At 62.0% G+C, this 25,699-nt stretch carries 28 protein-coding genes; 22 read left to right on the top strand and 6 right to left on the bottom strand.

The genetic code is table 11. The features are described from left to right. Nucleotides 1–56: 56 nt before the first annotated feature. Complete coding sequence (locus tag ACOYO3_RS11115) at nt 57–788, bottom strand: Crp/Fnr family transcriptional regulator (protein ID WP_002524660.1); 732 nt, start codon at nt 786–788, stop codon at nt 57–59. A gap of 85 nt (nt 789–873) precedes the next feature. Here ACOYO3_RS11115 and nth point away from each other — a divergent pair, with 85 nt between their 5' ends. The 3 genes from nth (at nt 874) to ACOYO3_RS11100 (ending at nt 2,839) form a co-directional block, all read left to right on the top strand. After that, nucleotides 874–1,602, top strand: coding sequence for an endonuclease III (gene nth, locus ACOYO3_RS11110; protein ID WP_002518679.1), 729 nt, complete (start codon nt 874–876; stop codon nt 1,600–1,602). Then, nucleotides 1,599–2,186 (top strand): TlpA family protein disulfide reductase, encoded by a 588-nt coding sequence (locus ACOYO3_RS11105; RefSeq protein ID WP_002524661.1) that lies wholly within the window; start codon nt 1,599–1,601, stop codon nt 2,184–2,186. The genes nth and ACOYO3_RS11105 overlap by 4 nt, the downstream gene beginning before the upstream one ends. A gap of 89 nt (nt 2,187–2,275) precedes the next feature. Next, nucleotides 2,276–2,839 (top strand): NUDIX hydrolase, encoded by a 564-nt coding sequence (locus tag ACOYO3_RS11100; protein WP_002518681.1) that lies wholly within the window; start codon nt 2,276–2,278, stop codon nt 2,837–2,839. 80 nt (nt 2,840–2,919) lie between these two features. Here ACOYO3_RS11100 and ACOYO3_RS11095 read toward each other — a convergent pair whose 3' ends face one another. The 3 genes from ACOYO3_RS11095 to ACOYO3_RS11085 all read right to left on the bottom strand — a co-directional run bounded on the left by ACOYO3_RS11095 (nt 2,920) and on the right by ACOYO3_RS11085 (nt 5,597). Further along, complete coding sequence (locus ACOYO3_RS11095) at nt 2,920–3,456, bottom strand: phage holin family protein (RefSeq protein WP_002517058.1); 537 nt, start codon at nt 3,454–3,456, stop codon at nt 2,920–2,922. Between the two features lie 96 nt (nt 3,457–3,552). Further along, nucleotides 3,553–4,815 carry a Na+/H+ antiporter NhaA gene (gene nhaA, locus ACOYO3_RS11090; protein WP_002524662.1) on the bottom strand — a complete coding sequence of 421 codons (1,263 nt, stop codon included), beginning with the start codon at nt 4,813–4,815 and terminating at the stop codon, nt 3,553–3,555. Nucleotides 4,816–4,982: 167 nt separating this feature from the next. Beyond that, entirely contained in the window at nt 4,983–5,597 is a 615-nt protein-coding gene (locus ACOYO3_RS11085) for a class I SAM-dependent methyltransferase (protein WP_234886117.1), read from the bottom strand. A 272-nt stretch (nt 5,598–5,869) separates the two neighbouring features. Here ACOYO3_RS11085 and ssd point away from each other — a divergent pair, with 272 nt between their 5' ends. The 9 genes from ssd (at nt 5,870) to ACOYO3_RS11040 (ending at nt 11,263) form a co-directional block, all read left to right on the top strand. Beyond that, nucleotides 5,870–6,928: a septum site-determining protein Ssd gene (gene ssd, locus ACOYO3_RS11080; RefSeq protein WP_002518683.1), complete on the top strand. Its 1,059-nt coding sequence runs from the start codon at nt 5,870–5,872 to the stop codon at nt 6,926–6,928. After that, nucleotides 6,925–8,091, top strand: a complete 1,167-nt coding sequence (locus tag ACOYO3_RS11075) for a TadA family conjugal transfer-associated ATPase (protein ID WP_002517205.1) — start codon at nt 6,925–6,927, stop codon at nt 8,089–8,091. Before ssd ends, ACOYO3_RS11075 begins: the two co-directional genes overlap by 4 nt. Beyond that, nucleotides 8,088–8,858, top strand: coding sequence for a type II secretion system F family protein (locus tag ACOYO3_RS11070; protein WP_002517431.1), 771 nt, complete (start codon nt 8,088–8,090; stop codon nt 8,856–8,858). The genes ACOYO3_RS11075 and ACOYO3_RS11070 overlap by 4 nt, the downstream gene beginning before the upstream one ends. Next, entirely contained in the window at nt 8,855–9,142 is a 288-nt protein-coding gene (locus tag ACOYO3_RS11065; protein WP_002524663.1) for a hypothetical protein, read from the top strand. The genes ACOYO3_RS11070 and ACOYO3_RS11065 overlap by 4 nt, the downstream gene beginning before the upstream one ends. A gap of 18 nt (nt 9,143–9,160) precedes the next feature. After that, nucleotides 9,161–9,604 carry a type II secretion system F family protein gene (locus ACOYO3_RS11060; RefSeq protein WP_002518684.1) on the top strand — a complete coding sequence of 148 codons (444 nt, stop codon included), beginning with the start codon at nt 9,161–9,163 and terminating at the stop codon, nt 9,602–9,604. A gap of 208 nt (nt 9,605–9,812) precedes the next feature. Next, nucleotides 9,813–10,100, top strand: a complete 288-nt coding sequence (locus tag ACOYO3_RS11055; protein WP_002517142.1) for a DUF4244 domain-containing protein — start codon at nt 9,813–9,815, stop codon at nt 10,098–10,100. Nucleotides 10,101–10,189: 89 nt separating this feature from the next. Beyond that, entirely contained in the window at nt 10,190–10,507 is a 318-nt protein-coding gene (locus tag ACOYO3_RS11050) for a TadE family type IV pilus minor pilin (protein ID WP_002524664.1), read from the top strand. Then, nucleotides 10,504–10,911, top strand: coding sequence for an Rv3654c family TadE-like protein (locus tag ACOYO3_RS11045; protein WP_002517366.1), 408 nt, complete (start codon nt 10,504–10,506; stop codon nt 10,909–10,911). The genes ACOYO3_RS11050 and ACOYO3_RS11045 overlap by 4 nt, the downstream gene beginning before the upstream one ends. A gap of 94 nt (nt 10,912–11,005) precedes the next feature. Further along, complete coding sequence (locus tag ACOYO3_RS11040) at nt 11,006–11,263, top strand: hypothetical protein (RefSeq protein ID WP_002517135.1); 258 nt, start codon at nt 11,006–11,008, stop codon at nt 11,261–11,263. 60 nt (nt 11,264–11,323) lie between these two features. On the opposite strand, the gene ACOYO3_RS11035 is transcribed toward ACOYO3_RS11040, so the two are convergent. Next, nucleotides 11,324–13,624, bottom strand: coding sequence for a DEAD/DEAH box helicase (locus ACOYO3_RS11035; RefSeq protein ID WP_002517486.1), 2,301 nt, complete (start codon nt 13,622–13,624; stop codon nt 11,324–11,326). On the opposite strand from ACOYO3_RS11035, the gene ACOYO3_RS11030 reads away from it, so the two are divergent. The 5 genes from ACOYO3_RS11030 (at nt 13,612) to tmk (ending at nt 20,647) form a co-directional block, all read left to right on the top strand. Next, a complete protein-coding gene (locus ACOYO3_RS11030) occupies nt 13,612–15,129 on the top strand; it encodes a DUF7059 domain-containing protein (RefSeq protein ID WP_002524666.1) in 1,518 nt (505 codons plus the stop codon). The two genes, ACOYO3_RS11035 and ACOYO3_RS11030, sit on opposite strands and share 13 nt — an antisense overlap. Before the next feature lie 92 nt (nt 15,130–15,221). Beyond that, nucleotides 15,222–15,509: a DUF2249 domain-containing protein gene (locus ACOYO3_RS11025; protein ID WP_002512961.1), complete on the top strand. Its 288-nt coding sequence runs from the start codon at nt 15,222–15,224 to the stop codon at nt 15,507–15,509. Nucleotides 15,510–15,731: 222 nt separating this feature from the next. Continuing rightward, nucleotides 15,732–18,521 carry a type I DNA topoisomerase gene (gene topA / locus ACOYO3_RS11020; protein WP_002524667.1) on the top strand — a complete coding sequence of 930 codons (2,790 nt, stop codon included), beginning with the start codon at nt 15,732–15,734 and terminating at the stop codon, nt 18,519–18,521. Between the two features lies 1 nt (nt 18,522). Beyond that, nucleotides 18,523–20,010: a hypothetical protein gene (locus ACOYO3_RS11015; RefSeq protein ID WP_002517071.1), complete on the top strand. Its 1,488-nt coding sequence runs from the start codon at nt 18,523–18,525 to the stop codon at nt 20,008–20,010. Next, the gene (tmk, locus tag ACOYO3_RS11010; protein WP_002517149.1) at nt 20,003–20,647 is read left to right on the top strand and encodes a dTMP kinase; all 645 of its coding nucleotides are present in this window, start codon (nt 20,003–20,005) and stop codon (nt 20,645–20,647) included. Before ACOYO3_RS11015 ends, tmk begins: the two co-directional genes overlap by 8 nt. On the opposite strand, the gene ACOYO3_RS11005 is transcribed toward tmk, so the two are convergent. Next, a complete protein-coding gene (locus ACOYO3_RS11005; protein ID WP_002518690.1) occupies nt 20,637–20,798 on the bottom strand; it encodes a hypothetical protein in 162 nt (53 codons plus the stop codon). The two genes, tmk and ACOYO3_RS11005, sit on opposite strands and share 11 nt — an antisense overlap. Between ACOYO3_RS11005 and ACOYO3_RS11000 the strand changes: the two genes are divergently transcribed. From ACOYO3_RS11000 to ACOYO3_RS10980, 5 genes are all read left to right on the top strand, one after another. Next, nucleotides 20,730–21,902 carry a DNA polymerase III subunit delta' gene (locus ACOYO3_RS11000; RefSeq protein ID WP_225070348.1) on the top strand — a complete coding sequence of 391 codons (1,173 nt, stop codon included), beginning with the start codon at nt 20,730–20,732 and terminating at the stop codon, nt 21,900–21,902. The genes ACOYO3_RS11005 and ACOYO3_RS11000 overlap by 69 nt on opposite strands. A 131-nt stretch (nt 21,903–22,033) precedes the next feature. Continuing rightward, nucleotides 22,034–22,840: a DoxX family protein gene (locus ACOYO3_RS10995; protein WP_002524305.1), complete on the top strand. Its 807-nt coding sequence runs from the start codon at nt 22,034–22,036 to the stop codon at nt 22,838–22,840. Nucleotides 22,841–22,914: 74 nt separating this feature from the next. Next, nucleotides 22,915–23,577, top strand: coding sequence for a regulatory iron-sulfur-containing complex subunit RicT (ricT, locus tag ACOYO3_RS10990; protein WP_002517114.1), 663 nt, complete (start codon nt 22,915–22,917; stop codon nt 23,575–23,577). A gap of 259 nt (nt 23,578–23,836) precedes the next feature. Further along, complete coding sequence (locus ACOYO3_RS10985) at nt 23,837–25,276, top strand: alpha/beta hydrolase (RefSeq protein WP_002519973.1); 1,440 nt, start codon at nt 23,837–23,839, stop codon at nt 25,274–25,276. 88 nt (nt 25,277–25,364) lie between these two features. Continuing rightward, nucleotides 25,365–25,697: a hypothetical protein gene (locus ACOYO3_RS10980; RefSeq protein WP_002524668.1), complete on the top strand. Its 333-nt coding sequence runs from the start codon at nt 25,365–25,367 to the stop codon at nt 25,695–25,697. Nucleotides 25,698–25,699: the final 2 nt, after the last annotated feature.

The raw sequence follows: 25,699 nt of genomic DNA, 5'->3' as shown, positions 1-25,699 counted from the left end.
GGGGGCCAGGCGTTAACGCCTGGCCCCCACACTTGTGGATGTGAGGTGCCGCGAACTCAGTTGGCCCGCGATGCCAGCTTCTCCGGCTCCATGATGGTGACAACCTTGGGTCGCGCTGCGATCCATCCCCGAGCGGCGAAATCCGTCAGCGCCTTGTTGACGGTCTCTCGGGAGGAGCCGACGGCCTGGGCGAGCTCGTGCTGGGTGAGGTCGTGACGCACCACGATGTGCCCAGTTGACGGGTTCGCGGTACCGAAGCGTCGTGCCAGGTCGAGCAGGGTGTACGCCAATCGACTTGGGACGTCACCGGAGACAAAATGGGCGGTGTTGTCGTCGGCTCGACGCAGGCGCTCCGACAGGCGTCCCAACATAGCCAGGGCGACGTCGTGACGGCCTTTAACGAGCTCGCGCATCTGCGCACCCGGAGTCTTGAGCAGGCTGCAGCGGGTCACAGTGGTGGCCGTCGTGGAGCGGGTGCCGCCGTCAACCAGCGACAGCTCCCCAAACATGTCACTGGGGCCCATAAGCCACAACAGGGAGTCGCGGGGAGTGAGGTCATCGGCAGTTGTGGAGCGAGTGAGCTTCACCTTTCCTTCGACGACGAGGTACAGGTTGTCAGCTGAGTCTCCGGCCTTGAAGATCACGGTATTTCGCGGGCAGACTGACGCCTCACACATGGCCATGATTCGGGCGGCCGAGGCTGCGCCGAGAGTTGCGAAGAACGGTTGGGTCGCCGCTGTTGCCACCACATTTGCCATCCGAACATCTCCCCTCATGAGCACGTGCATCGTTCGACCATTCGTGGCCGGGCGTGTGCCTACATTGTGGCAGCTGTCACATTCGGTGCTGACACCGGGCCTCGATTCTCCTCCTATGCTTAGCTCCATGGCAGCATCCCCTAGCGCATCTCGACCTCAACGGGAGGACTGCCGCGCGTGCGCCAACGAGGTGCGAGCACTCCTTGCCAAGGCCTATCCAGACGCTCACTGCGAGTTGAATTACGCCGGTCCGTACCAATTGCTCGTTGCCACGGTGCTGTCGGCCCAAACGACGGATCGGCGAGTCAATACCGTCACACCCACGTTGTTCAACCGTTGGCCTGGCCCCCAGGCCCTGGCCGATGCTGACATTGGTGAAGTCGAGACAGTAGTCGCCCCGCTGGGATGTGGACCAACCCGAGCAGCGCGCCTGGTGTCGATGGGCGCGAAGCTCGTCGACAATTTTGACGGTGCCATCCCTGACGATCTTGACTCTCTTGTGACCCTGCCCGGAGTCGGTCGTAAGACCGCCAATGTTGTTTTAGGTAATGCCTTCGGCATCCCCGGAATCACCCCGGACACCCACGTCATGCGGGTATCTCGACGTCTGGGCTGGACCGATGCGACTACCCCCGCCAAGGTGGAAACCGACCTGGCTGAGCTTTTTGACCCGTCTGAATGGGTGATGTTGTGTCACCGCCTCATCTGGCACGGGCGGCGGCGCTGTCACTCGCGGCGTCCTGCCTGCGGGGTATGCCCGGTTGCCGAGTGGTGCCCGTCCTTCGGGGAAGGCCCAACGGATCCCGAGGAGGCCGCCACGTTAGTCCGGGAGCCGCGTCGATGAGGGGGATGAAGGTTTTCAGCGCGGTGATGGCCGCCTTGATGTTTGCTGGCTGCGGGGGAGATGCGGGCATGGCTCATCAGCGCGAGGATGCCGGAATACCGGGGTGCTCGCATCTGCCGTCGGGGCCGATTGCGAAAAGTTCCGGGCCGGCCACAGAGGGCCGGCCCATGCCTGATCACGGCTTGCAATGCCTTGGTGAGGGGCCGACGGTCTCCATGTCTCGGGCGACGTGGAGGGGTGTGACCGTCGTGACGATCTGGGCGTCGTGGTGTCGACCATGTCGTAGTGAGGCTCCGCTCATTGCGAACGCGTACCGCAGGTATCACGACCGGGTGCACTTCCTTGGCATCGATTACGCTGAATCTGACGCATCCGAGGCCATTTCGTTCGCGGGTGACGCGGGTCTGACCTTCCCCCACCTGCAGGATCCTGACAGCACTATCCAAGGCGCTTGGCAGATCAGTGGGGTGCCCGTCACCTTCATCGTGCGCGACGGAACTATCGTCACCCGTCACAGTGGACAGTGGCGCTCCCAGCGGGAGCTTGACTCTGCTATTGACAAGGTCATTAAGAGGACGCCATGAGTCACTTAAGTGCCCTCATCGCCAGTCTTGGCCGTGACGACCCTGATTTTTCGGTGGGACGACGACCTGGCGGCGGACGATCCTCGGCGGTGCTGGCCCTTATCAGCGAGGAAGGGAACGACATTGTCCTGACTCGACGACCACTGTCCTTGCGTCACCATGCTGGACAGGTAGCCCTACCTGGGGGTCGGGCTGAGAACACTGACGAGACGATCGTCGATACCGCCCTGCGGGAAGCCCACGAGGAGGTGGGATTGGACAGACGCCTCGTCACCGTGAGGGGAGTGCTGCCGACTGCCCACGTGGCTGCTAGCGGCTCTGATGTCACGACCGTCATCGCCACCTGGAGTGGGGCAGGGACAGTTGGGGTCGTGGATCCCGCCGAGGTGGCCATGGTGCAGCGTGTCAGACTGGCTGACCTGGCAAATCCGGCGGCTCGTGCCACCACACGTCACCCCTCGGGATATCGCGGTCCGGCCTTCGTCCTACCCGACATATTCGTGTGGGGATTCACTGCCCATGTTCTCGACGCTTTGCTCGATCGCGGCGGATGGTCCCGGCCGTGGGATCGGGAGCGCATGGTGGAGATTCCGGAAGGATATTTAGGGGCTCGACGTCTGCCGGAGGAGATGACGCCGAACGACATTCCTTGAGGTGCGGGTTCCGCGCCTTGATGGCTACATCATAGGCAACGGCCCTCCCACATAGCTGTGGGAGGGCCGTAATAGTTAACTCAGTCGCGCTCGGTCGCACCGCTAGCGCGGCGGGGAGCGGAAGTCCCGTCAGCCGCCACCGGAGCGGCAGGAGAAGGAATTTCGCTGGCGTCGATGCTGCTGCGGGCAGTGGCGTTGTACTTACCACGGGCGACGGCCGACTTGACCGCTGTGAGAGTTGATTTAGCCTCGTCAACGATGCCGGTCGGGGCTTTGACCTGAGATATTTGTCCCTTGCCGGCCAGGGCGAGGATGCCTGCCAGGATGAATAGGACGACAGCCATCGTCGCAAAACCGACAACTAGAGACAGCAGGATGTCCCAGTTGCCAATATGCTGCCACATAAGAGAAAAAGCGAAGGCGCCACACAGCCACAGCAACAGTGCGCCGACGATACCGAAGTAACCAGCGCCTCCGAACATGCCGACACCAATCCCGGCGTGCTTGGCGGCAGGCTTGATCTCCGCCGTCACCAAGGCCTTGGAGTCCTGGACCAACTTCTGGCCGTCAGTCTTAAGGTTGTCAATCGTATCGCCAACCGGGAGCTTGTCTGCCATGGGATGCCTCCGCGTGATGAATGTAATGATCTCAGCCTAACGGGAATAGGTTCGATCTGCTGTGTTCGGGTTGAGTTGTCGTCGCAGGAACTGGCTTTAGTCGTTGCAGGTACCGGCTGCAACCGGAACCTCGTGGGAATGCTTGGTCTGGCGCATGGCGTGACTTTTGCCGCGATGGTGCAGCATGGCACCACCAAGGATGGCCGCCAAGAAGGATGCCATCAGCACGGATGCCTTGGCCTCGTCCGCGAATTCGTGGTTCTTTGGGAAGGATAGATCGGTCATGAGCATTGAGACGGTAAATCCGATGCCCGCCAACACAGCTACCGCGATGATGTCGCGCCATACAACACCGCGACCCAGCTCAGCCGAGGTGAATCGGGCGGTGAGACAGGATCCGAGGGTGATGCCGATGACCTTTCCAAGAATGAGCCCGCAGACGATACCCAGCGAGATTGGGTGAGTCCATAGGGCCAGGAAGGTTTTCCCGCTGACGTGGACACCGGCGCTCATGAGAGCGAAAAAGGGGACGACGACACCGGCCGACCATGGCTCCACTTTGTGCTGCCAGCGATCAACGGGGTCGTCCAGGACGTCTTCCTCAGTGCGGGTCAGGAGGCCAAAAGCGACGCCGGCGATGGTGGCGTGGACGCCGGAGCGCAGCATGCACCACCACCCGACGATGAAGATCGGCACGTACCACCAGCCGTTATCAACGTGGAAGTGTTGCATCACTCCCCAGAGGCCGATGCAGGCGATCGCACCGGCGAGCCACCAGATGTCCAGGCCCGTGGAGAAAAAGACTGCGATCACGATGATCGAACCGAGGTCATCGGCAATGGCCAAGGTGAGCAGGAAGGCTCGTACGGCCTGTGGCAAGCCTGCTCCGACGATGGCTAGTACCGCCAAGGCGAAGGCGATGTCGGTTGCCATCGGGATGGCCCAACCTGCCGGGTGTCCGTCGCTGGCTAACACGTTGAATAGCGTGTAGATGCCAGCCGGGAACACCATTCCGCATACTGCGGCAACGATGGGGACCAATGCGTCAGCAGGTCGCGATAGCGATCCCTCAACGAATTCTCGCTTGAGTTCGAGGCCGGCGATGAAGAAGAAGACCGTTAGAAGGCCGTCAGCCGCCCACTGCTCGATTGTGAGCGGACCAAGAGCCAATTCACGGAAGAAATGGTACGAGTGATGACCAAGATTGGCCCACAAGAGGGCTGCGACCGTGGCTGCCAGCATCAGCATGCCGCCAGTGGTTTCGTTTCGGAAGATGTCAGACAGGTGAAGGGCGTTCGGGCCTGTCACCGGTCGAAGGATGCTCTTGCGAGGCCGCTTGTTCTTGCGGGAATCCGTCATAAATGCCTCTCGGGAACCCGCGGCGCGGGCTCAGCGGGATAGGGGACAGAGTCACGCCGACCAGACTTCCCGGCACACCCTGTGTAGCAGCATACCAAATTGGTGTGATGTCACCGATCGGCGCTCATAGGGTGGACGGACCGTGTTAAGGCACGGTGTGAGCGGGATCAGAGCGTGATCGTCAGGCCGTCGTCATGGGGTCGAATAGGGGTGGTGAGCTCATCGTGGTCGACCCAAGCCCGCCAGCATTCAAGTTGATAGGGCAGACGTAACCCGCTAGTCCCGGCAGAATCGTCGGCGAGTGCGGCAACCTTCGTGAGCACGTTGGAGCGGGCGTCGGAGTCGAGGGCCCGGACGGCCGGTCGGGCCGCAGCCATGGCGACGAGAGAGTCACGGTTGACCGGCACCCACAGGCGCTTGGTGGTGTGCTCGTCCTCCGGAAAGTACTTGCTGGAGATGAGTTCATGTACTGACTCGGTGCCGTAGTCGCCGCTCATAGCATTCTCATCGACGGTGCGCAGTAGCGCCGCAAGCCGCTTGACCCACGGAACAGTGTCATCGCGTACCAGCCAGGAGACGCCGAGGACACTGCCTGGGCGCAGGACGCGGGCGATTTCAGGTAAGGCGAGGCCGGGGGCCAATTCGTGAAAGCCCTGGTGCACCAAGACAGCATCGAAACTGGATGAATTAAGAGGTAACGATTCGGGCGACCCGCAGACGGCCATGACGCCAGGAATGCGGTTGAGTTTTTCCGCGGTATCGGGATCGCGGTGAACGGCCAGGACATCGGCCCCATGGGAGGCAACGGCTCGGCAATGGGCGACGGTCGGGCACAGCACGACGACTCGACTACCTGGGTCCACACGTCCGGCAGTCAGCCATTCGAATGAGCCGCTGGGAAGATGCGGTGCCGAAGAGACTGCCATGGCCCCGATTGTAGAGGGAATCGTGGTGGCCAGGGTTGTCCACAGGGGCTCGTCGGCGAGTTGGCACGGTTTTCCACAGATCTGACATTGGGTGACGAATTCTGCGGTTTCCGACGACAACTGAAGGTATGAAGATTCTTGGACAAGGACGGGGCGCTGCGGTGCATCGGCCTGCGCATAGTGCTGCCCCGGAGGAGACAGCGGTCGTCTTGGTGACCCGGGATAGTCGATTGGCGGAGGTCGTCGGGTCAGTGGCAGCCAGCGGTGGGGTTGGTGTGGAAGTCTTAGGGGGCCGCGAAGCCGTGTCACGGGCTTGGTCGAGGAATGGTCCATTGCTGGTAGGAGCGGACATGGCTGGGTCGGTGATGGCGTGGGGGCTGTCTCCACGGTCGGGCACCTATGTCGTCGGTTTCGACGCTGAGGAGGCGGCACGCTGGTCGGCGGGACTATCGGCCAGCGTCATCGTCGTGCCGCGAGCCAATCAGGTGCTTACTGAGATTCTCCATGACGAACTGGCGACGACATCGAGGGCCACAGTGGTGCAGGTGAATTCGAGTGGAGGCGGTACTGGGGTCAGCACCTTGGCATCAGGTCTGGCATGGGCCGCTGCGAGGTCGGGGATAAAAGTTGGGCTGGTTGAACTTAATCCCAGTGCCGGCGGGATCGACCTGCTGCTAGGCATCGAGAGAAAAGACGGGTGGCGGTGGCCTGAGTTGGCGTCGGCCCGCGGGGTGACGACTGATTTGGGGTCTCACGTGCCTTCCCTCGACGGTGTTGAGGTGGTGAGTGCAGGCAGGGTGGGTGTTCACGTGCCTCCAGCAGCTCGTAGAGCTGTGGTTGATTCCCTGGCTGGCGATCACGATCTTGTCGTCGTGGATCCGGGAGGTCTTGATACTCCGGAGGTCACGGTGAACGTCAAGGTCGGGGTGGTGGCGGCTGACCTCAGATCTGTGATGACGGCCAGAGGGCAGAACCTTCCGGACCTCCTCGTAGCGCGGCGAGGGCCGGGACGATCCATGCCTGACGAGGATATCGAGTCGGTGTTGGGGGTACGGCCCGATATGACGATCAAGGATGACCGCCGACTGGCTCGTGGCCAGGGGGACGGGGAAGCGCCATGGGTGGTGGCCTCCCGACGATGGCGTAGCGGGTGCGCTGAGCTCGTTGATCAGGTGATGGGCTCATGAGCGGAGAAGAACCGGATCTCAAGCTCGTCGAGCAGGTGCGACGCCGACTGGCTGGCCTTGCGCGGGACTGGACACCGATGGACGTCGCCCACGCCATTCTCGACTGTGGCCGGGTGGCTTCAGACAAAACCGTACTGGCGGTCGTCGAAGAGCTACGCCGCACCAGCACTGGGGCCGGGCGATTAGATCCTTTGCTGGCAATGGACGGGGTCACTGACGTCCTCGTCAACGGTCCCAACCAGGTGTTTATCGACCGCGGACAAGGCCTGGAACTGACCGACGTCACCTTCAGCGGACCTGAGGAAGTAAGGGCTTTAGCAGTGCGGCTGGCTGCAGCGGTGGGGCGTCGGCTCGATGACGGCAATCCGTGGGTGGATGCCAGGCTGCCAGACGGCATCCGGGTTCACGCTGTCTTGGATGTGCTGGCGAGGCCAGGGACCTGTCTTAGTTTGCGAGTGCCGTCCCGACGCTGCCTCTCCCTCGACGATTGGGTAACCGGAGGATCGATGGCACCGGGGTGCCGACGGATGATCGACACAATTTTGAGCCGGAAGTTGGCCTTCTTGGTAACTGGGGGTACCGGGACCGGAAAGACGACCCTGCTTTCCGCGATGCTGACGAGCTTGCCGTCGGACCAAAGGCTGGTCATTGTGGAGGACTCCCGGGAGATCTGGATCGACCATCCGCACTGGGTGTCAATGGAGGCCCGCGCAGCCAACTCTGAGGGTAAAGGATCGGTGACTCTGACCGACTTGGTCCGTCAGTGCTTGCGAATGAGGCCCGACCGGATCGTCCTTGGAGAGGTGCGAGGGGCGGAACTGCGAGATCTCCTCATGGCCCTCAATACCGGTCATGAGGGTGGTTGCGGGACGGTGCACGCCAACGGGGTGGCTGAGGTGCCGGCTCGTCTGGAGGCTTTGGCTGCTTTGGGTGGGTTATCTCGGGAGGCGGCATCGGCTCAGATCACCGCAGCCCTTCACACCGTCATTCATGTGGAGAGGGGAGAGAGGGGACGACGGGTGGCGGAGATTGGGGTTTTCGTCGATGTCGAGGGTCGAGCTGTGGTCCTACCCGCCGTGCGGTGGGATGCCGACGGCGTGATGACTCTTGGCGACGGTGCGGGGAGGTTGTCACAGTTGCTCGGAATGGAGGTGGCGCGATGACGGTCATCGGAGCCTCCTTGCTTATGGGGTTGGCAGTATGGATAGCGATGCCATCCGCCACAAGGAAGCAGGAGGGGCGGCATCTACCAGCGTGGTCGGGGATACCGGTGGGGTTCGTGGTGGCCTGGTTGCTTTTTGGCGCGAGCGGTGTGGTGTGGGCCGTTATGACAGTAGTCGTGGGCGAAACGGTGCTCGTCGTTGTGCGCCGTCAGCGTCGGAGAGCCCAGATTCTTAAAGGCGGTCGCGAGGTTGCCCGGGCGACAAGGGCTTTGGCTGGACGGGTGTCGGTGGGAGAGATCCCCTCAGTTGCGCTAGAGCACGTGGCTGATGACGTGGAGGTATTGGCCCAGGCTAGGCGGGCTCAGGCAGTGGGCGGAAGCGTTTCCGACGCCCTCATTGCCACCTCCCGGCAACCAGGGATGGCTGGTCTGGTGCCACTAGCCCACGCGTGGCATTTGGCGGCGACAACAGGTGCGCCCCTCGCCCCAGCGGCGAAATCCGTGGCTGAAGGAACAGCTCGGCGAGCCCGCCTAGAAGCCACCCTCGACTCCGAACTCGCGGCGGCTCGGGCGTCGGGGCGGATCATGGGTCTACTACCTCTGGTCGGATTGCTTATGGGCCATGTCGTCGGAGCGCATCCGACGGTGTTCCTTACCACCACATGGTTAGGGAGGGCTTGCTTGTTGGGATCGACCTTGCTGGCATGCGTTGGGGTGCTGTGGAGTGAGTCTCTGGCTGATCGGGTAGCGAAGGAGGCACTGCCATGAGCGACATCGATGTGACGGGAACCCTCCTTCCGGCGATGATCATGGCCGCGATCGCAGCGTGGCTGGTCGTTCCGGCGACAGCACGAACACGTACTCAGGCTCGGAAACCGCCTCCCGCTTGGCTGGCTCCTCGCCCCGGAGCCCCAGCATCGCACATACGGGTGCTAGCGGGGCTAGTTGCGGCCTGCGCGGTCCTCATCGGCGTGCCGTGGCCGTTTCCAGCAGCGGCGGGTTTATCCGTTCTTGTGGGAACGGTGATGTGGTGGGGGTCTGGCCGGCTTTAGTCATCGGGGCATAGACGAATGGAACAGCATCGGGCGGCTCAGCTTCCTGAGGCCCTCCTGATGCTCTCGAGCGCGATGGAGGCTGGGCTGCCATTGCGGTCGGCAGTAACAACGGTAGCCGAATCGTTGGAAGGACCATGCGCTGAGGATTTGCGTCGGTTGGCGTCGTCTCTGGCGGCAGGAGTGCCGGACTCGAGGGCTTGGAACGATCTCGCGTCGGTAGAAGTGTGGCGTGATCCTGCTCAGGACGTCTCACGAGCCGTGGACTCTGGTGAAGGGATCAGCGAACTGTTGTCGGCCCATGCTGCGCAACTTCAGGTTGCAGCCGCAGAAAAGACCGAGAAAAAGGCACGTAAGGCGGGAGTTGACGCCATCGGTCCGCTGGTGTGCTGCCACCTTCCAGCCTTTTTGTTGGTTGGCGTGGTGCCGATTATCGCCGGAATGGTGTTGGGGGCGCTGTGACGACACGGGCTGTGTCGTGAGGGCACGGGCATGTCGTCCTGCCTGCCATCGGTTGTCCACAGGGGGTTTGGGTGACCGTAGGCGGGTTATCCACAGAAATGAAACTGACTGGCGGATTTTGGGAGCTCAGACGACAACTGGAGGTGTGAGGCACACGCCTCACAGAGGTCGGGAGTGGCCCGGCCTGATAAACAGACAGGAGACGACAGTGTCTGAGAACACCGATCCAACGACGGAACCCGTCATCTCTGCTAGGTCTCTCGACCTGGTTGGCGCTACTGATGTGGTAGAGCCCCGACATCGAGGGCGTTACCGAGCAGCGCGCAACAAGATCATTGATCGTGGCATGGCTACCGCGGAGTACGCCGTCGGCATGCTTGCCGCCGTCGCGCTCGCGCTGGTCTTGCTCAAGGTCGTCACCCACCAGGAGGTCTTCACGAAGCTGCTCAAACTGGTTGTCAGCATCATTGGCAAGGCAGGAGGCATGCTGCCGTGACCGGTCTGGCTCGTCGTGGCGGACGCTCGCGGGTGTCCGCCACGCCGGGTCGCTCCCCGCAGCGATCCCGGCAGCGTATAGCACGGGGGATGGTGACAGTCGAGATGGCTGTCAGTCTCATCGCAGCCACCCTGGTAGTGGCAACAAGTTGTTGGGTGGTGGGGCTGGTAGTCGTCGAGGATGCCTGCCGTACGACGGCCGCCCAGGTGGCCCGTCAGGTGGCTTGCGGGGATACCGCGTCGGCTCGGCAGGCCGAGAGTAACGCGCCCACCGGAGCCAAGGTATCTACAACCACATCCGGCGGCTGGGTGAACGTGACCGTTCAGGTCGACAGGTCGTTGGGGAGGATCGGGCCGGTACACCTGCGAGGGCAGGCCCGTTCTCCGATGGAACCGGGGCAGACATGATGAATTTGGCCTTGTCGAGAATCCGGACTCGTGGCACCAAAGCGGGTGGAGAACGAGGCTCGGGAACCCTGTTGTTGGCGGCTGTCGGGGTGGGGTTCATCGCGGCAGTGTGGATGTCACTTTTAATCACGGGATGGTGGTCAGCTACTCATCGTGCGGAAGAGACGTCTGACATGGCCGCATTGGCCGCTGGGGGAGCCCAGGCCATCGGGGAGCCTGGCTGCCCCGTGGCCGAGCGAACCGTCAAAGCCAATGGGGCTGAACTGGTTTCATGCGTTGTGCATAACACGGAGAACGGGTCGTCTGTGACCGTCGAGGTAGGGGTACAGCTTCACCGCGGATGGGAGTTGCCGGGAATGCCTACCAGGGTGGTGAAATCGTCTCGGGCCGGCCCGATGGAGTGAGAATTTCGCCCAGAAATGCCAGGGGAACCATAGGCGGCCCTAGGGGGCGTCGGTGATCCGTCCTAGCGCATGAGTTCCAGGTGTCGCTGCACGGATGCTGTGTCGAGATCTCGATATGGAATTGGGACGGATCACCGTCATTCCTGATGCTCATAGGACCGGGAAATTATACCTCTATCGAGAGTTGCGGATGGTTCCAGGAATGGCACCGAGCGAGGTCATTTCAGCCCAGGCAGCCGAAGACGACCTGGGTCAGTTGTCTGTCACGAGCTTGTCCGTAAACAGATGCGAATCACCAACCTGGGGTGCTGAGCTGCCCAGAGTAGTGCTGGGGATGTTGCAGGGGCGGTAACACAAACATCCGCGAGGAGGGGATACCGAAGCCGCACCATAAACTATGTCGAATGACCGATTAGGCCAGCGGATCCATCGCTGCCGTCAGTGCGGCAGCAGCGGCCTTATCGAGCATTTGGTTGGCATTCCCGCATTTGGGCGAGACGACGCAGGCGGGGCATCCAGACTCACATCCACATTGGGCTAGGCGCATGATGGTGGCATGCCACCATTCCTCGGCCTTCTCGAAACCGGCCTCGGCGAATCCAGCCCCACCGGCCTGACCGTCGTGGACGACGATGGTGCACGCTCCAGTGTCAGGCAACATCACCGTCGACACCCCACCCACATCCCATCGGTCGCACGGTGAGTACATTGGCAGTAGTCCAATCGCGGTGTGCTCAGCGCCATGGGCGGCCCCTGCCAGATGGACGGCATCGAACTTCAGGTCGTCCACAACTTTGTCGGGAATAACCCACCAGCAGGCCTGGGTGATCATGGTGTGGGTGGGCATCTCGAGGGCCACCGAGTCCCACACATCATTGGTGATTTCGTCGCGACGCAGATACCCAACAACTTGCTCTGTCAGTTCCACCTGCCCGCACGCCACATATCCGGGACCACAAGCGCGACGTCTCTCCTCCCGAAGGATTCTCACCGTCGACGCTGACTGCGGTTGAGTCCAATATCCCGGCAGGTCCTGGTGCACCAGGGCGTGGTGCTCGACCGGGTTGTATTCGTCGACCAGCCATTGATCCCCCTGATGCAGGTACACCGCGCCTGGATGCACGGTACGGTCTGCGGCGGCTTCGTCGACTCCCCCGATGACCCTCCCCGTGGACACGTCGATAATGTCAATCCCTTTGCCTGCCGCCGATCGCAGGTCGATGGCGTCGACAGCCCGTTCTGGACGGGTCCAGAACAGCCGATTTCCGCGACGTCGCAGTACGTTCTGGCCTGTCAGCGTTTTGCATATCCCGGCAAAGGCCGACCCGTAAAACTCTTCGTCCGCAGGGGAGAGGTATGCCTCCTGGGCGGCCGCGGCCACGTGCGGGCCGAGCACATACGGGTTATCCGGGTGCAACACAGTCGATTCCACCGAGGACGAGAACAATAATTCGGGGTGCTCAAAGAGGTATTGATCCAGCGGATTTTCCCGGGCCATGAGCACCACCAACGCGTCACGGCCCGACCGTCCGGCTCGACCAGCCTGCTGCCACAAGGCCGACAGTCGTCCCGGATACCCGGCGATAACGACAGCGTCCATCCCCGAAATGTCTACACCCAGCTCCAGGGCATTCGTTGCGACGACCGCTCGCACCGAGCCGTCCTGCAGTCTGGCCTCGATACGTCGTCGGTCCTCGGGAAGGTACCCAGCCCGATACGCGGTAACCCGAGCGCCGCTAGTTACCCGGTCCTGGGCATGGGCAGAAATGACCTCTGCCAGCGAACGCGAGGCGACGAAACAGATCGTCTGTAATCCGGCGTCGGCCAGGTCAGCTACAAGCCCCGTCGCATCGGTTGAGATGGACTCGGCTGGCTGCCACAAGACGACGTCACGGCCCGGGTGTGGGGAGCAATCCTCATCAACGACCTCGACCTTCTCTACCCCGAGCAGGCGGGTCCCGGCTTCGGCTGCGTTCGTCGAGGTCGCGCTAGAAAGCAGGAATACCGGATCTGCGCCATGCATCCGACAAAGCCTGCGCAGCCGGCGAATAACCTGGGCCACGTGTGCCCCGAAGACCCCGCGATATCGGTGGGCTTCATCAATGACGACATATCGCAGGCTTCCGAGCAACCCAGCCCACCGTGCATGAGACGGCAGCACCGTGTGGTGCAACATGTCCGGGTTCGTGAGGACGTATCGGGCCTGCTCCCGGGCGAAACGACGCTCAGCCTCATCGGAATCGCCGTCAAGGGTCGAAACCAGCCAATCCCTCGGCCCAACCTCGCGGCAAACGCGTTCTTGGTCGTGAGCCAGGGCCTTCGTGGGAGCCAGGTACAGGGCACTGTTGCGGTGTAGGGAATCCCGCAAAGATGCCGGCAGGCCAGGAGTTGGCGACTCCGGCACCACCGGGGTGGCCGATGCCGTCGCAGCCATGATCGGCAACAAATAGGCCAAGGTTTTTCCCGACGCCGTTGCGGTACAGATCGCTGCATGACGGCCTGCTCTTGCCAGCTCGGCGAATCGCGCCTGGTGTTGCCATGGCCGATGAATCCCAGCCGCTTCGACGGCTTGACGACAATCCTCGGGGAACCACGAAGGCCACTCGCAGGTGTGTCCTGCTGCGGCCTCGCGATGATCAAGATAGACCACCTGGGGGCTGGTCAACAGCCGCGACACAGCGTCACGGGTTGACGAGACAGATGGAACGATCACGCGCCAAGATTGCCACCATGGGCAGACACCTCACCGTCGACGAGATCGAACAGCTGCGGCACATCTTCACCGATATCGGGTACGTGACTGATCCTGTCATGGCCGCCATCGGCGACTCTGGGCAGCTCGGGTTGACCAGAAATAGCACCACACCAGCTTTGCGGGCGTTAGCAGGGCGCACGGATGCCTTGGCCGGAGCTATTCGTCTATGGCTGTTGCAGCAGCCCGTTCCCGTTGAACAGTTGGCACCGTTGCCGCTGCAAGCCCTCACTGAGGCCGGCATCGTCAGCATTGCGGGATCAACAGCTCGCGCCCTGGTCGATGTGCGTCCCTACGGGTCCCCCGACGACGGCGCTTCGGGGTGGACAGTTTCCGACCTCACCCCGGGCTTGGATAAGACCATCACTAAAATCCGCCCTGACTACGTATTAGGCGTTTCACCAGCATCAGTTTCACTGACCCAGATGGCTGTACCAACTCACGTGGGGAGCGCCCTCGACATGGGGTGCGGGTGCGGCGTCCAGTCCCTGCACTTGTCGCGTCATGCCGATCATGTCGTCGCCACTGACGTCAACCCTAGAGCCCTCGAGATGGCCCAGCTCACTTGCCGTCTTTCTCACGCCGACGTAGACATCCGGGACGGATCCCTCTACGACCCCTGCGGCCACGACACCTTCGACCTCATCGTCACTAATCCGCCCTACGTCATGGCTCCGCCTAGCCGTGATGGCCAACGGCTGATCTACCGGGAGGGAGGGTTCTGTGGGGACGGCTTGGTGGAGGCCGTGGTTCGTGGTGCCCCTGCCCGTCTCAATGACGGCGGGATGCTCCAGGTTCTTGCTAACTGGGCCCACATCGGTGATCAACCGTGGTCCGAAAGGCTCGCCACCTGGGTCGAGGAGACTGGCTGCGATCTGTGGGTGGTCGAGCGCGAGCACCTCGACGTTTGCGAGTACATCGAGACCTGGCTTACCGATGCCGGATTGGACGGGTCTGCCCAGTGGCGGTCTCGCTACGACGAGTGGTTGTCCTACTTCGACAATCTCGACGTCACCGGTGTGTCTCTGGGGTGGATCACTTTGACCAAGGCGGGCCGGGACGATCCCGATCTCTGCTTCGAAGAATGGCCCTGGCAGGTGGCACAACCGATTGGTGGAACGATGGCTCGACGCGCCCAGGCTGTCATCTGGGCGCATCTCAGTGACGAGGACCTGCTTGCTCGACGTTGGCGCATCGCCCCCAACGTTGACAGCGAAACTACCGGACGTCCCGGTGCCACCGACCCTGAGCACGTCGTGTTGCGTCAGCGTCGCGGGCTATGCCGGGCTGTCGAGATGACGACGGCCTCTGGCGGAGTGTTGGGTGCTTGCGACGGCGAACTCACATTGGCTCAGATCACCGATGCCGTCTCTGCGATTCTTGAGGTTGACCATGACGCCTTGCTCATCGAGGTGCTGCCTCTGGTTCGCGAATGCCTGCGCTACGGCATCCTCGAGACTGCATGACCGGGTGCACGCTGAGCGCTGTAACCCGTAATGCCACACTTCGATCCCGGGTGCGCTATTTTTGGCGAAGCAATCATTAAAAAGGAGGACTGATGACTGACCACCAGGAGATCCCGCTTACCGAGACCCATCACTGCAGCTGCGGTGAAAGCGACACCGAGTTGCCTGAGCTCGATGTGCGCACTATTCCGCACGCTATCCGTCATGGTGCCGTCATTGGTGCCTTTGCGCAGCTGCAGCCGGGTGCCTCGATGGTCCTTATTGCCCCGCACAACCCGCTGCCCCTGCTGAGCCAGCTTGAGCAGATCGGCAGTGTTGGCGTCGAGTACCTCGTCGAGGGTCCCGACGAATGGCACCTTAAGCTCACCAAACAGGCCTGATGCTCTGAGGATCCGGATGCGCTCCCGGCCTCCGGTACCTCATGTGTAGCCGGTCCGTCGGGGGCGAAGTGTTTACGTTTCTGGCATACCCGAGGTGCCGGATGCGACGGCTGTTGTTACGGTTGACGCGCGACCACCGGTGACGGTGCCGCTACATTGGGCCGCGGGCCGTCCACTTTGGGCAGCCCAGCAGCTCACATCACGTCAACGGAGAAGGCAGGAATGTCACCGACCAAGAGCCTCGTCATCGTCGAGTCCCCCCATAAGGCCACGATGATCGCCGGGTACCTGGGGCCCAAGTACACCGTGCGAGCCAGTCAGGGTCACGTGCGCGACCTGCCCACCAGCGCATCCGAGGTTCCCGCCAAGTACAAAGGGGAGCCATGGGCGCGTACCGGAGTCAACGTCGATAACGAGTTCACCCCGGTCTACGTCGTTTCCCCAGAAAAGCGGTCGACGATCCGCGAACTCAAGAGCCTGCTCAAGGACTCTGACGAGCTCCTGCTCGCTACCGATGGTGACCGCGAGGGGGAGGCCATCGCCTGGCATTTGCTTGACGAGCTCAAGCCGAAGGTGCCGGTGCGTCGCATGGTGTTCAACGAGATCACCGAGAAGGCCATCAACGAGGCCGTCGCCCATACCCGAAAGCTTGATACAGACCTCGTCGACGCCCAAGAGACCCGACGCATCCTTGACCGTCTCTACGGTTACGAGGTCTCCCCGGTGTTGTGGAAGAAGGTACTGCCGCGGCTGTCGGCAGGTCGCGTGCAGTCAGTAGCTACCCGACTAGTCGTCGACCGTGAGCGCGAGCGGATGGCGTTCACCAGCGCGAACTACTGGGACATGGAAGCCACCTTAACCGCCGACCTGGATGAGTTTCAGGCCCGCTTGGTTTCCCTCGATGACACCAAGATCGCCACCGGCCGCGACTTCGACTCCCACGGCAACCTCATTTCCAGCGTGCGCCGCCTTGACGAAGTTGCCGCGACCGCTATCGCGAAGGCCCTTGAAAAGGCTCCGTTCACCGTCACCAAGGTGGAGTCCAAGCCGTACACCCGCCGCCCTTACGCCCCCTTCCGTACCACGACCTTGCAGCAGGAAGCAGGTCGCAAGCTCGGCTTCACCTCCCAGCGCACCATGTCGGTCGCCCAAAATCTCTACGAAGGCGGCTACATCACCTACATGCGTACCGACTCGGTGGCCCTGTCTCAGGAGGCCATTCACGCGGCTCGCAACCAGGCTGCCGAGCTCTATGGTTCCGACCACATTCCGGACAAGCCGCGCATCTACGCCTCTAAGGTGAAAAACGCTCAGGAAGCTCATGAGGCCATCCGGCCTGCTGGCGAACACTTCCGCACCCCAGCTGAAACTGGCCTGACCGGGGACGAGTTTAGGCTTTACGAGCTGGTCTGGATGCGTACCCTGGCCTCTCAAATGGCCGACGCCAAGGGCGAAACCCTTTCGGTGACTATTGACGCTACCCCGGTCTCGCCGGTAAACCTGCCCGACGGCGATGTCACCACCGCTACCTTCACCGCGTCTGGGCGCACCATCACTTTCCATGGCTTCCTGCGCGCTTACGTCGAGTCCGTCGACGAAGGAGCTTCCGATGACGCGCAGAAACGTCTGCCTCAGTTGTCGAAGGGACAGGATCTAGACCCACGCGAGGTGACCGCTAAGGGGCACGACACCCGCCCGCCGGCCCGCTACACCGAGCCCAGCCTGGTGGCAAAGCTCGAGGAACTAGAGATCGGTCGCCCATCGACGTACGCATCAATCATCCGCACTATCACCAGCCGTGACTACGTTTTCAAGAAGGGCTCGGCCCTGGTGCCGACCTGGCTAGCGTTCGCCGTCACTAGGCTGTTGGAGGAACACTTTTCCAACCTCGTCGATTACCAGTTCACCGCCGACATGGAGGAGACCCTCGACCAGATCGCCCGTGGTAATGCCGATCGGGTGGCGGTGCTCTCAGCCTTCTACTTTGGCCAGACCAAGACTGGCGACGGCGACGTCCCGACGCCCACCGAGGGCCATGAGGGGCTGCATCAGCTTGTCACTGAGCTTGGTGACATCGACGCACGCACGATCTGCACCTTCCCGCTCGACGACTCTGACGTCGTTGTCCGGGTGGGCCGCTACGGCACCTACGTTGAGGATCCGGAGGGCAATCGAGCTAATGTCGACGACGCTCTGCCTCCTGACGAGCTCACCGTCGAGGCCGCCAAGGAGCTGCTGGTAAGCCCGAACGGTCAGGACCGCGAGCTCGGTCTGGATCCGCACAGCCATCGTCCGATTGTGGCCCGCAACGGGCGTTTCGGCCCTTATGTCACCGAGGTCCTTGACGATGACGAGGCCACTGAGATCGTTGAGACGACAACCAAGGATGGCAAGAAGCGTCGCACCAAGCGCAAGGTGAAGCCGCGCACTGCCAGCTTTTTCAGATCGATGAGCCTTGAGACCGTCACCCTTGACGAGGCTCTCAAGCTGCTTTCACTACCCCGAGTGGTCGGAACGGCCGCCGACGGCACCGAGATCACTGCGCAGAACGGGCGCTACGGCCCCTATCTCAAGAAGGGAACGGACTCGCGTTCCTTAGGCAGCGAGGACGAGATCTTCTCCATCACTTTGGAGCAGGCCGAGGCTATTTACGCCCAGCCTAAGCAGCGCGGTCGTGCTGCGGCTAAACCGCCGTTGCGCGAGCTTGGCGAGGATCCGGCCTCGGGACGCCCGATCGTCGTCAAGGATGGCCGTTTCGGCCCTTACGTTACTGACGGCCAGACCAACGCGACCCTCCGCAAGGACGATTCGGTCGAGGACATCACCCCGGAGCGGGCCCAGGAATTGCTGGCCGAGAAGCGGGCTAAAGGGCCAGCCAAGAAGAGCCCAACTAAGAAGAAGACGACCAGGAAGACAACCACTCGCACAACCACCACGAAGAAGACGACCAAGGCCACCTCGAAGTCCGTCAAGGTGACCAAGGCGAACGCGAAAACGTCGTCAGGAAGCTGAGATGACGACGGGTTGTCGTTCGGGCAGCACCGAACCGTTGTACTTCGAGTTGGCATGGACGGCTGCTCGACCGGTTCCAGCCGACCTGCGCACAACCGTCGCCGCCGGCGGGGCCCGTCGGACCATTGAGTGCAAGGTCACCTTGCTGGACTCCCCGGACCACCGGCTGCTGAGGTCGGGGATTGTCGTCGCTCACCGCGTCGTGGATGGACTGGGGGAGTGGTACATGGATGCTCCCGAGTGGTCCCCGTGGTTACCGGTTGCTCGGTCAGTAGCCCTCGATGCCGCCGGTGAACTGCCTCAAGATTTCACTTGTCTGGTCCGTCCCTTCCTGCGCGGGGCGACCCTCTGCCCGGTCGCGGCCCTGTCCTGGGAGCGTAACGAGACGATCCTGGAGGCGCTCGATTGCACCAAACTGGCCCTCATCCGCGACGACCGCATTGCCGTCGTCCAGTCAGGAGTGACGACATCGCGGGTTCGCGAGCTGACGATTACCCCACAACGGGGTCTCGCTGAGGGGCAGCGGGAGTGGCTCACCAACCGCATCCTGGCTCTGGATGGTGTGCCAGTCTCTCGGCACCCTTCAGTTTTGCGACGTCTTGGCCCAGGGGCTGGCGCGCTCACCGACTACCCGCGTCCGCACCTTCATCATGGTGCTGGATTACAGACCTGGGTATCGGCTCAGCTGGCCGGACAGTTGCGGGACGTTATCGAGGCTGATCTGGCGGTTCGTTGCCAGGGGATGGATTTAGGCCCCACCGAGACCACACGGACGGAGCCGCGCGTTCTTCCAGAGTCCCCAGATCGCACTGATCTTGTGGGGATGGGATACGACCCGGTAACGATGTCGACCCCCAGTATCCACGACGGGAACCACGGGTCGATTCGGCCGCTTCAGAAGGCGATTCGGGCGCTGTCGGAGACTCTGGACGCAATGTCGGGTCTGCTCGATCAGGCTTGGGTCGAACGTGCCCAGAACTTGTGTTTGCGGGTGATGGGTCTGGATCCCGGTCACATCAGTATCCATAACCTTTCTCGAGAGTATTACCAGTTGCTCGAGGAGATCACAGCGGCGGCGCGGTCCCCGCGTCTCACTGTTGATCCTGACCAGCCCGCCCGTCCCACCATGAAGCGCGTGCTTCGGAAGTCGGTTGCTGACGCAGTGGCCAAATGCGATGACGTTGAGGATGTGCAGGGGTGGTCAACAGCCGAGGTCGCGGTTCGCCACGCAGCAGCGGTCGCCGGAATTCTCGACACGGGTCGCGCCGGAAAGGTGGCTAAGCGGCTGCGCCCCGTCGTCAAGGAGATAGCGCAGACCAAACGCAGCGTGACCGAGGCTGTTGACGTCTCCAAGATGTCTCCTCAGGAAGCTTTTGAGGCCGGACGCGAGGTAGAGCGGGCGTCGGCATCGTTGTTTGCGGCCCGACAATCGTTTAGGGATGACTGGCAACAGCATCGCCGCAAGATCCTTAAGGCTATCCATGACTGATCAGACGGTGACTGGCCGCGATCTGGGCGGTGTATTCGTTGTCTTCGAGGGTGGGGACGGTGCCGGTAAGACGACCCAGGCCCGACTACTTGACCAGTGGCTGACGACCGAGGGAATCCCTCACCTCATGACTCGCGAGCCCGGGGATTCCTGGCTTGGGCAGCGGATCCGCGAGCTGGTGCTCTCTCCTGGCTCCGGGCCGATCTCCTCGCGCGCTGAGGCTTTGCTGTACAACGCCGACAAGGCTCAACACGTCGACGAGGTTGTCATTCCGGCTTTGCGAGAGGGCAAGGTCGTCGTTTGCGACCGTTACGTTGACTCGACTATCGCCTATCAGGGGGCTGGCAGGGCCCTCGACCCTGGCGAGGTCGGCCAGCTCGCGTGCTGGGCGACGACCGGCCTGGTACCTGATGTGACGGTTCTGCTCGACGTCGATCCCTGCGAAGGGGCCGGTAAGATCGCCGCCAAGGATCGTCTGGAAGCTGCTGGTGACGAGTTCCACCTTCGGGTGCGTCAACATTTTCTTGACCTCGCTGCGGCCCATCCGCAGCGATACCTCGTGCTGAACGCGCGGAAGAGTCGCAAGGAGATCAGTGAGGCCATCCGTCAGCGCGTGACTGGATTGCTCAACCGGTGAGGAATCGAGCGGTTACGATGTCGGGCCGATCTGCAACGATGATCTTGTGAGCGATGTGTTGACCGGCGTGTGGGCCGATCTTGTGGGTCAGGAGAAGGCTGTCGGGGTACTGCGTCGTGCCGCCGAATCGCAGCCGGGGCGCTCGTCCCATGCGATGAGTCACGCATGGCTCATTACGGGTCCGCCTGGATCAGGTCGGTCGAATGCTGCGAAGGCCTTTGCAGCGGCGCTACAGTGCGTCGACCATGGATGCGGGCAGTGCAATGCCTGTCGAACCACCTTGTCAGGCGCCCATCCTGACGTCACCCTAGTGCGTACTGAGGCACTGTCTATCGGCGTTGATGAAGTGCGTGAACTGGTTCGTCGAGCGGCGATGAATCCGGTCCACGGGTGTCACCAAGTTGTCGTCGTCGAAGATGCCGATCGCATCACTGAACGCGGAGCTGACGCCTTGCTTAAAGCTATCGAGGAGCCTGCGCCGAAAACCGTCTGGTTGCTGTGTGCCCCTACTCCAGAGGACGTCATCGTCACAATCAGGTCGAGATGTCGGCGCCTTCACCTAGCTACGCCGCGCGATGAGGCTGTGGCAGATCTGCTCACCCGACGTGACGGCATTGCCCCGGAGGTGGCTGCTGAGGCTGCCCGCGCTGGCCAAGGGCATATCGGGCGGGCGCGGCGTCTGGCCTGGGACGAGGAGGCTCGTGCGCGACGCAACGCCATTGGTGAGCTCCCTACCCGGTTGCGGAGCTTGGGGGACTGTCTGCAAGCAGCCGAGGACCTCGTTAATCAGGCCAGCGAGGAGGCCGCAGCCGCTACCGCAGAGGTTAATGCGGCCGAGCGGGCCGAGCTGAAGAAAGCCCTGGGATTTGGCTCCTCTGGTGCTCGACCGCGCAATGCTCAAGCTGCTTTACGGGACCTTGAAAAGCAGCAATCCGCTCGGTTGAAGCGGTTACAGCGCGACGCCTTGGATCGTGTGTTAACAGAGTTGACTGCTTACCACCGTGATGTATTGGCTATCCAAACTGGCGCTGTGCGTCCTGAGGAGGAGAACGCTTTACGAGGAGCCCGCCTTGTTAATGCTGGCTGGTCGGCCTCCCTTCATCGGATCGCAGATTCGCAGAGTCCTGAGCACACTGTTGCCACGATCGATGCGATCCTTGCGGCGCGCAAGAGCCTGGAACATGGCGTCACCCCCCTGCTTGTGATGGAAACTCTCCTTATCGCCATGACGGGAGTAGACCGCGCCCGCTGGTGAATCCCCCTGTCATGGCATGATGAAGTGAATAACAACGGTGTGTTGCGCCGCTGTGGCAGCGAGTTTCGTGGCACAGTGTGAGTGTGCCGTGCCGTATCCTCGGTGCGGTTCCCAAGTCGTGAGGATTGAGCGTGAGCAAGGCGATCAAGAGGACTGCAGCGGACTCCACCGACGCCGAGACCACCCGGGTCATCCGGACGGGGGCCTCCCGCGTGGATGCCGATGTCAACCCCACTGAGGTGATCAAGCCCAGTGATTCAGCGGATTCGGAGCGCACCAGCGTCATCGACGACAATGTTTTCCGTCCTGCCTCCGAGACGACTCGTGTTGTGGACGATCGCGAGTTCGAGGAGGAGCGTCGCCGTCGCGAATTGGCCGAGCAGCGCGCCCGCGAGCGCGCCGACCGTCAGGCTATCGAGGCCGAGCGTCAGCGTCGTGCCGCCCATGCCGAGCCCGAGCCGGAGCAGGTTGCTGAACCGGCCCCCAAGCGCACCACCGACAAGGTCATGGCATCCCTGGGCCTGTTCTTGTTCCGCCTCATCGTAGGCGGGATTCTTGGGGTTCACGGATTCCAGCACCTCGCCCAGCGAGACCTCACATTGCGCGCGGTACAGGCTCTCCCACTACCCAGCGGATACGCCCAGTCCGGTGTGTGGGTGCTGGGCATCTGCGAGTGCATTGCCGCGGTGTGCATCATCCTTGGCCTGTTTACCCGCGTCGCGGGAGCCGGCATCATTGCGATTATGGTGTTGTCCTTGACTTTCATCTTCTGGGGCAGTTTTGCCATCTTCAAAACGATGGGCTTCAAGGGCGAGCTGGAGCTGCTGCTGGCTGCATGCGGCGTGCTGTTGTTGTTCCTGGGTGCCGGTGGCTGGTCCATTGACGCCGCCTACCGGCGTAGCCGCGCTGCTGCGAAGGCAGAGGAGGTCGGCGACTGAGCCGAATCGTAGCGGTAGCCTTCCGCGAATACGGTCAACTTTTTCACCTCGACGTCGGGACCCTCGACGTCGAGGTGGGTTCGTGGCTGCTATATCCCACCCCAGAAGGGCCACTGGTATGCCGGTGCGTATGGGGTCCTGAAGAGGTCGATCTCGACGGGAAGTTGCCGACGTGCCCTGGTAAGGCCGGCGATGCCGCTGTCGCCGCTGCAGCGCGCGATCGACGCACCCGAGCCGAGATCTTGCAGACCGTTCGGCGCACCATCGAGGATGTGGGAGTCGACATGGAAGTGTTGGCGATCGACCTCGTCGAATCCGGCGATGATCGTGCTATCGCGGTGTATTTCCGCGCCCCACACCGAGTGGAGTTTGCCACCATCGTTGGTCCCCTCGCTCGGCGGCTACGCGCCAGAATCGATTTGCGCCAGCTTCGTGGCCGCGATACCGCTAGGGTCGTTGGTGGTGTCGGGGTGTGCGGTCGTTCGCTGTGCTGTTCGACCTTCCTGCCTGAGCCGTCGTCGGTGCCGAATCGCCTTGTCAGCGAGCAGGGGATGGCCTCTAACCCCTTGGCGGTGACTGGGGCATGCGGCAAACTTATGTGCTGCCTGCGTTACGAGTCACCTTATTACGCTGACTTTGAGGCTGCCCTCGGAGAGGTCAGGGTCCCGGATGCTCCGAGATGTCCGCTAATGTCGACGTGTTCTCGCAGGCGGGACCAGGAGCGCAAGGACGCCTGACTCCAGGAGGGACTCAATGACACCACGCGTTTCGCGACGACGCATGTTTGTCTCGGCTTTGATGGCCAGTTCCCTATTCGCTGTCACCGCATGTACCTCTGCGGGGTCTAGGCCGCCCCAGTCGGCCTCGGTGAGTCGACAGTCTGCGTCGCATAAGCCGAGCGCCTCGCCTTCGGTGACTGCCTCGGTCGTACCAGCTCAGGATAAGGTTGACACCAATCCGCCGGTAGCCTCCTTTGACCCGAAGGCGCACGCTCTCATGGAAGGTCCGCAGAGCCCCGATCGGCAGGCGATGCACCCAGCTAGAGACAACAAACCCTTCAGTAAGGCTCCTGCTGGTAAGGGAACGAATCGGTACCTATCTCGCAAGATTTCGTGGCATGACTGCGGGACGTTCCAGTGTGCGGACATCCCGGTGCCGTTGGATTGGGATAACCCGGACGGTCCAGCAATTACCTTGGCGCTCAAGCGCAAACCGGCTGAGGGTGCCGCCAAGGCGACTCTTTTCATCAATCCCGGCGGTCCAGGTGGTTCCGGCCAGGACATGGTCAGCTCCTTCCAGTCGTCGGCCTTCCCCGACCATGACGTCATTGGGTGGGATCCGCGCGGTACGGGGGCGTCGACTCACGTCAATTGTGGCCCTGCGAAGACGATGGATGGCCTGTTCAGTCTGGACGCCTCCCCTGATGACGAGGCCGAATGGAATGAGCTTATCCGCGGTACCAGGGACTTTGCGCGCAGTTGTCGCGCGTACTCGGGGCAGCTGCTGGACCACGTTTCGACGATAGACACCGCTCGGGACCTCGACTATTTGAGGTATCTGGTGGGAAATAAGAAGCTTGATTATCTCGGTGTTTCATATGGCACTTTCCTCGGTGCCACCTATGCCGAGCTGTACCCAGGCCGCGTCGGACATATGGTGCTGGACTCGACGGTGAACATCACGAACCATGACACCGTCAGTCAGGCTGTTGGATTCGATCGAGCTTTCGGTGATTTCGCACAGTGGTGTGCCAATCGGGGAAACCGCTGCGCTTTGGGAACGAGCGAGGCTGAAGTTCGCAAGGCGACATTGAACTTTTTAGACCGTCTCGATGCTCATCCCATGAAGGTTGCGGGGCGAGAATTGACGCAGAGCCTGGCGGCCACCGGCATCGCCTTGTTCCTGTATTCGGGTAAGCAGGCCTACTCGTATCTGATCGCTGCCCTCGTCGGAGCCATGAAGGATGGCAATGGCGGCTATCTATTGACGGCTTCCGATTACCTCAACGGCCGTGGAAAAGACGGTCAATGGGAGACGATCGCTTCGGCTTTCCCCGCGATCTCGTGTCTCGACCAGGCCGATTTTGGCTTGAAGCACGCGCGTCAAGAGTGGCCTCAAGAGGTCGCCAAGGCCCCAACATTAGGTAAAGCTCTGGGGGTGGCACCGATCTGTGAGGTATGGACGGCTCGCCCGGCTCCCCAGCTGTACCTGACCGCTCGGGGAGCGGCGCCGATCCTCGTGCTGGGTGCCACCGGCGATCCTGCGACCCCTTACGAGCAGGCCACATGGATGGCTGGCCAGCTCAAGTCTGGCGTGCTGCTGACGTGGCGAGGTTCCGGCCACTCCGCGTGGGAATTGGGTAACCAATGCGTCAAGAAGGCTGTCGAGGGATATGTCAATGACGGAAAGATGCCCAAGGACAACACGGTGTGCTAGCCGTTACCTGCTGCGAGGGTAAACGTGCGCGGTTGTCGGGAGGTTTGGGAGACGCCGCTACCCTTGTTTTCGTGAGGAGGGATTGCTCATGACCTTGGGCCAGCGCCATGTCACCGGCATCGTGGTGCGTGCCGTGGGCCTTGCCCTGCTCGCGGGTATTTTGCTTGCGCTGGAGTGGGCATGGCGCACACATGCGTGGAACGATCTCAAGGCCGTGGACGGACGGTGTGTCCTCGTGGGTGCGAGAGTTGACGACGGGCGTGTCCCGACGGTGGGGTGCCATGAGAATGGCGCCCGGTACGTCAAAGATGTTGTTAAGCCTTCATCACAGTGTCCCGAGGGACTGACCCGGGTGTCGGTACGCCACGAGTTGAGCCACGACGCCGGGTATGTCGGGGCCTTGTGCGTGCGTAATCCTTGATC

The organism is Cutibacterium sp. KBN10P07758 (assembly GCF_050286205.1).
Classification (GTDB): domain Bacteria; phylum Actinomycetota; class Actinomycetes; order Propionibacteriales; family Propionibacteriaceae; genus Cutibacterium; species Cutibacterium acnes.
Note: the sequence above shows the minus strand (reverse complement) of the source record. Positions and strands in the feature narration are given on the sequence as shown.

What these genes read in the sequence shown, in the direction of transcription:
- ACOYO3_RS11115 (WP_002524660.1), bottom strand. Translation starts at nt 788, where the DNA reads ATGCACGTGCTCATGAGGGGAGATGTTCGGATGGCAAATGTGGTGGCA.
- nth (WP_002518679.1), top strand. Translation starts at nt 874, where the DNA reads ATGCTTAGCTCCATGGCAGCATCCCCTAGCGCATCTCGACCTCAACGG.
- ACOYO3_RS11105 (WP_002524661.1), top strand. Translation starts at nt 1,599, where the DNA reads ATGAGGGGGATGAAGGTTTTCAGCGCGGTGATGGCCGCCTTGATGTTT.
- ACOYO3_RS11095 (WP_002517058.1), bottom strand. Translation starts at nt 3,456, where the DNA reads ATGGCAGACAAGCTCCCGGTTGGCGATACGATTGACAACCTTAAGACT.
- nhaA (WP_002524662.1), bottom strand. Translation starts at nt 4,815, where the DNA reads ATGACGGATTCCCGCAAGAACAAGCGGCCTCGCAAGAGCATCCTTCGA.
- ssd (WP_002518683.1), top strand. Translation starts at nt 5,870, where the DNA reads ATGAAGATTCTTGGACAAGGACGGGGCGCTGCGGTGCATCGGCCTGCG.
- ACOYO3_RS11075 (WP_002517205.1), top strand. Translation starts at nt 6,925, where the DNA reads ATGAGCGGAGAAGAACCGGATCTCAAGCTCGTCGAGCAGGTGCGACGC.
- ACOYO3_RS11070 (WP_002517431.1), top strand. Translation starts at nt 8,088, where the DNA reads ATGACGGTCATCGGAGCCTCCTTGCTTATGGGGTTGGCAGTATGGATA.
- ACOYO3_RS11065 (WP_002524663.1), top strand. Translation starts at nt 8,855, where the DNA reads ATGAGCGACATCGATGTGACGGGAACCCTCCTTCCGGCGATGATCATG.
- ACOYO3_RS11060 (WP_002518684.1), top strand. Translation starts at nt 9,161, where the DNA reads ATGGAACAGCATCGGGCGGCTCAGCTTCCTGAGGCCCTCCTGATGCTC.
- ACOYO3_RS11050 (WP_002524664.1), top strand. Translation starts at nt 10,190, where the DNA reads ATGGTGACAGTCGAGATGGCTGTCAGTCTCATCGCAGCCACCCTGGTA.
- ACOYO3_RS11045 (WP_002517366.1), top strand. Translation starts at nt 10,504, where the DNA reads ATGATGAATTTGGCCTTGTCGAGAATCCGGACTCGTGGCACCAAAGCG.
- ACOYO3_RS11040 (WP_002517135.1), top strand. Translation starts at nt 11,006, where the DNA reads ATGCTGTGTCGAGATCTCGATATGGAATTGGGACGGATCACCGTCATT.
- ACOYO3_RS11030 (WP_002524666.1), top strand. Translation starts at nt 13,612, where the DNA reads ATGGAACGATCACGCGCCAAGATTGCCACCATGGGCAGACACCTCACC.
- ACOYO3_RS11025 (WP_002512961.1), top strand. Translation starts at nt 15,222, where the DNA reads ATGACTGACCACCAGGAGATCCCGCTTACCGAGACCCATCACTGCAGC.
- topA (WP_002524667.1), top strand. Translation starts at nt 15,732, where the DNA reads ATGTCACCGACCAAGAGCCTCGTCATCGTCGAGTCCCCCCATAAGGCC.
- ACOYO3_RS11015 (WP_002517071.1), top strand. Translation starts at nt 18,523, where the DNA reads ATGACGACGGGTTGTCGTTCGGGCAGCACCGAACCGTTGTACTTCGAG.
- tmk (WP_002517149.1), top strand. Translation starts at nt 20,003, where the DNA reads ATGACTGATCAGACGGTGACTGGCCGCGATCTGGGCGGTGTATTCGTT.
- ACOYO3_RS11005 (WP_002518690.1), bottom strand. Translation starts at nt 20,798, where the DNA reads ATGGGACGAGCGCCCCGGCTGCGATTCGGCGGCACGACGCAGTACCCC.
- ACOYO3_RS10985 (WP_002519973.1), top strand. Translation starts at nt 23,837, where the DNA reads ATGGAAGGTCCGCAGAGCCCCGATCGGCAGGCGATGCACCCAGCTAGA.
- ACOYO3_RS10980 (WP_002524668.1), top strand. Translation starts at nt 25,365, where the DNA reads ATGACCTTGGGCCAGCGCCATGTCACCGGCATCGTGGTGCGTGCCGTG.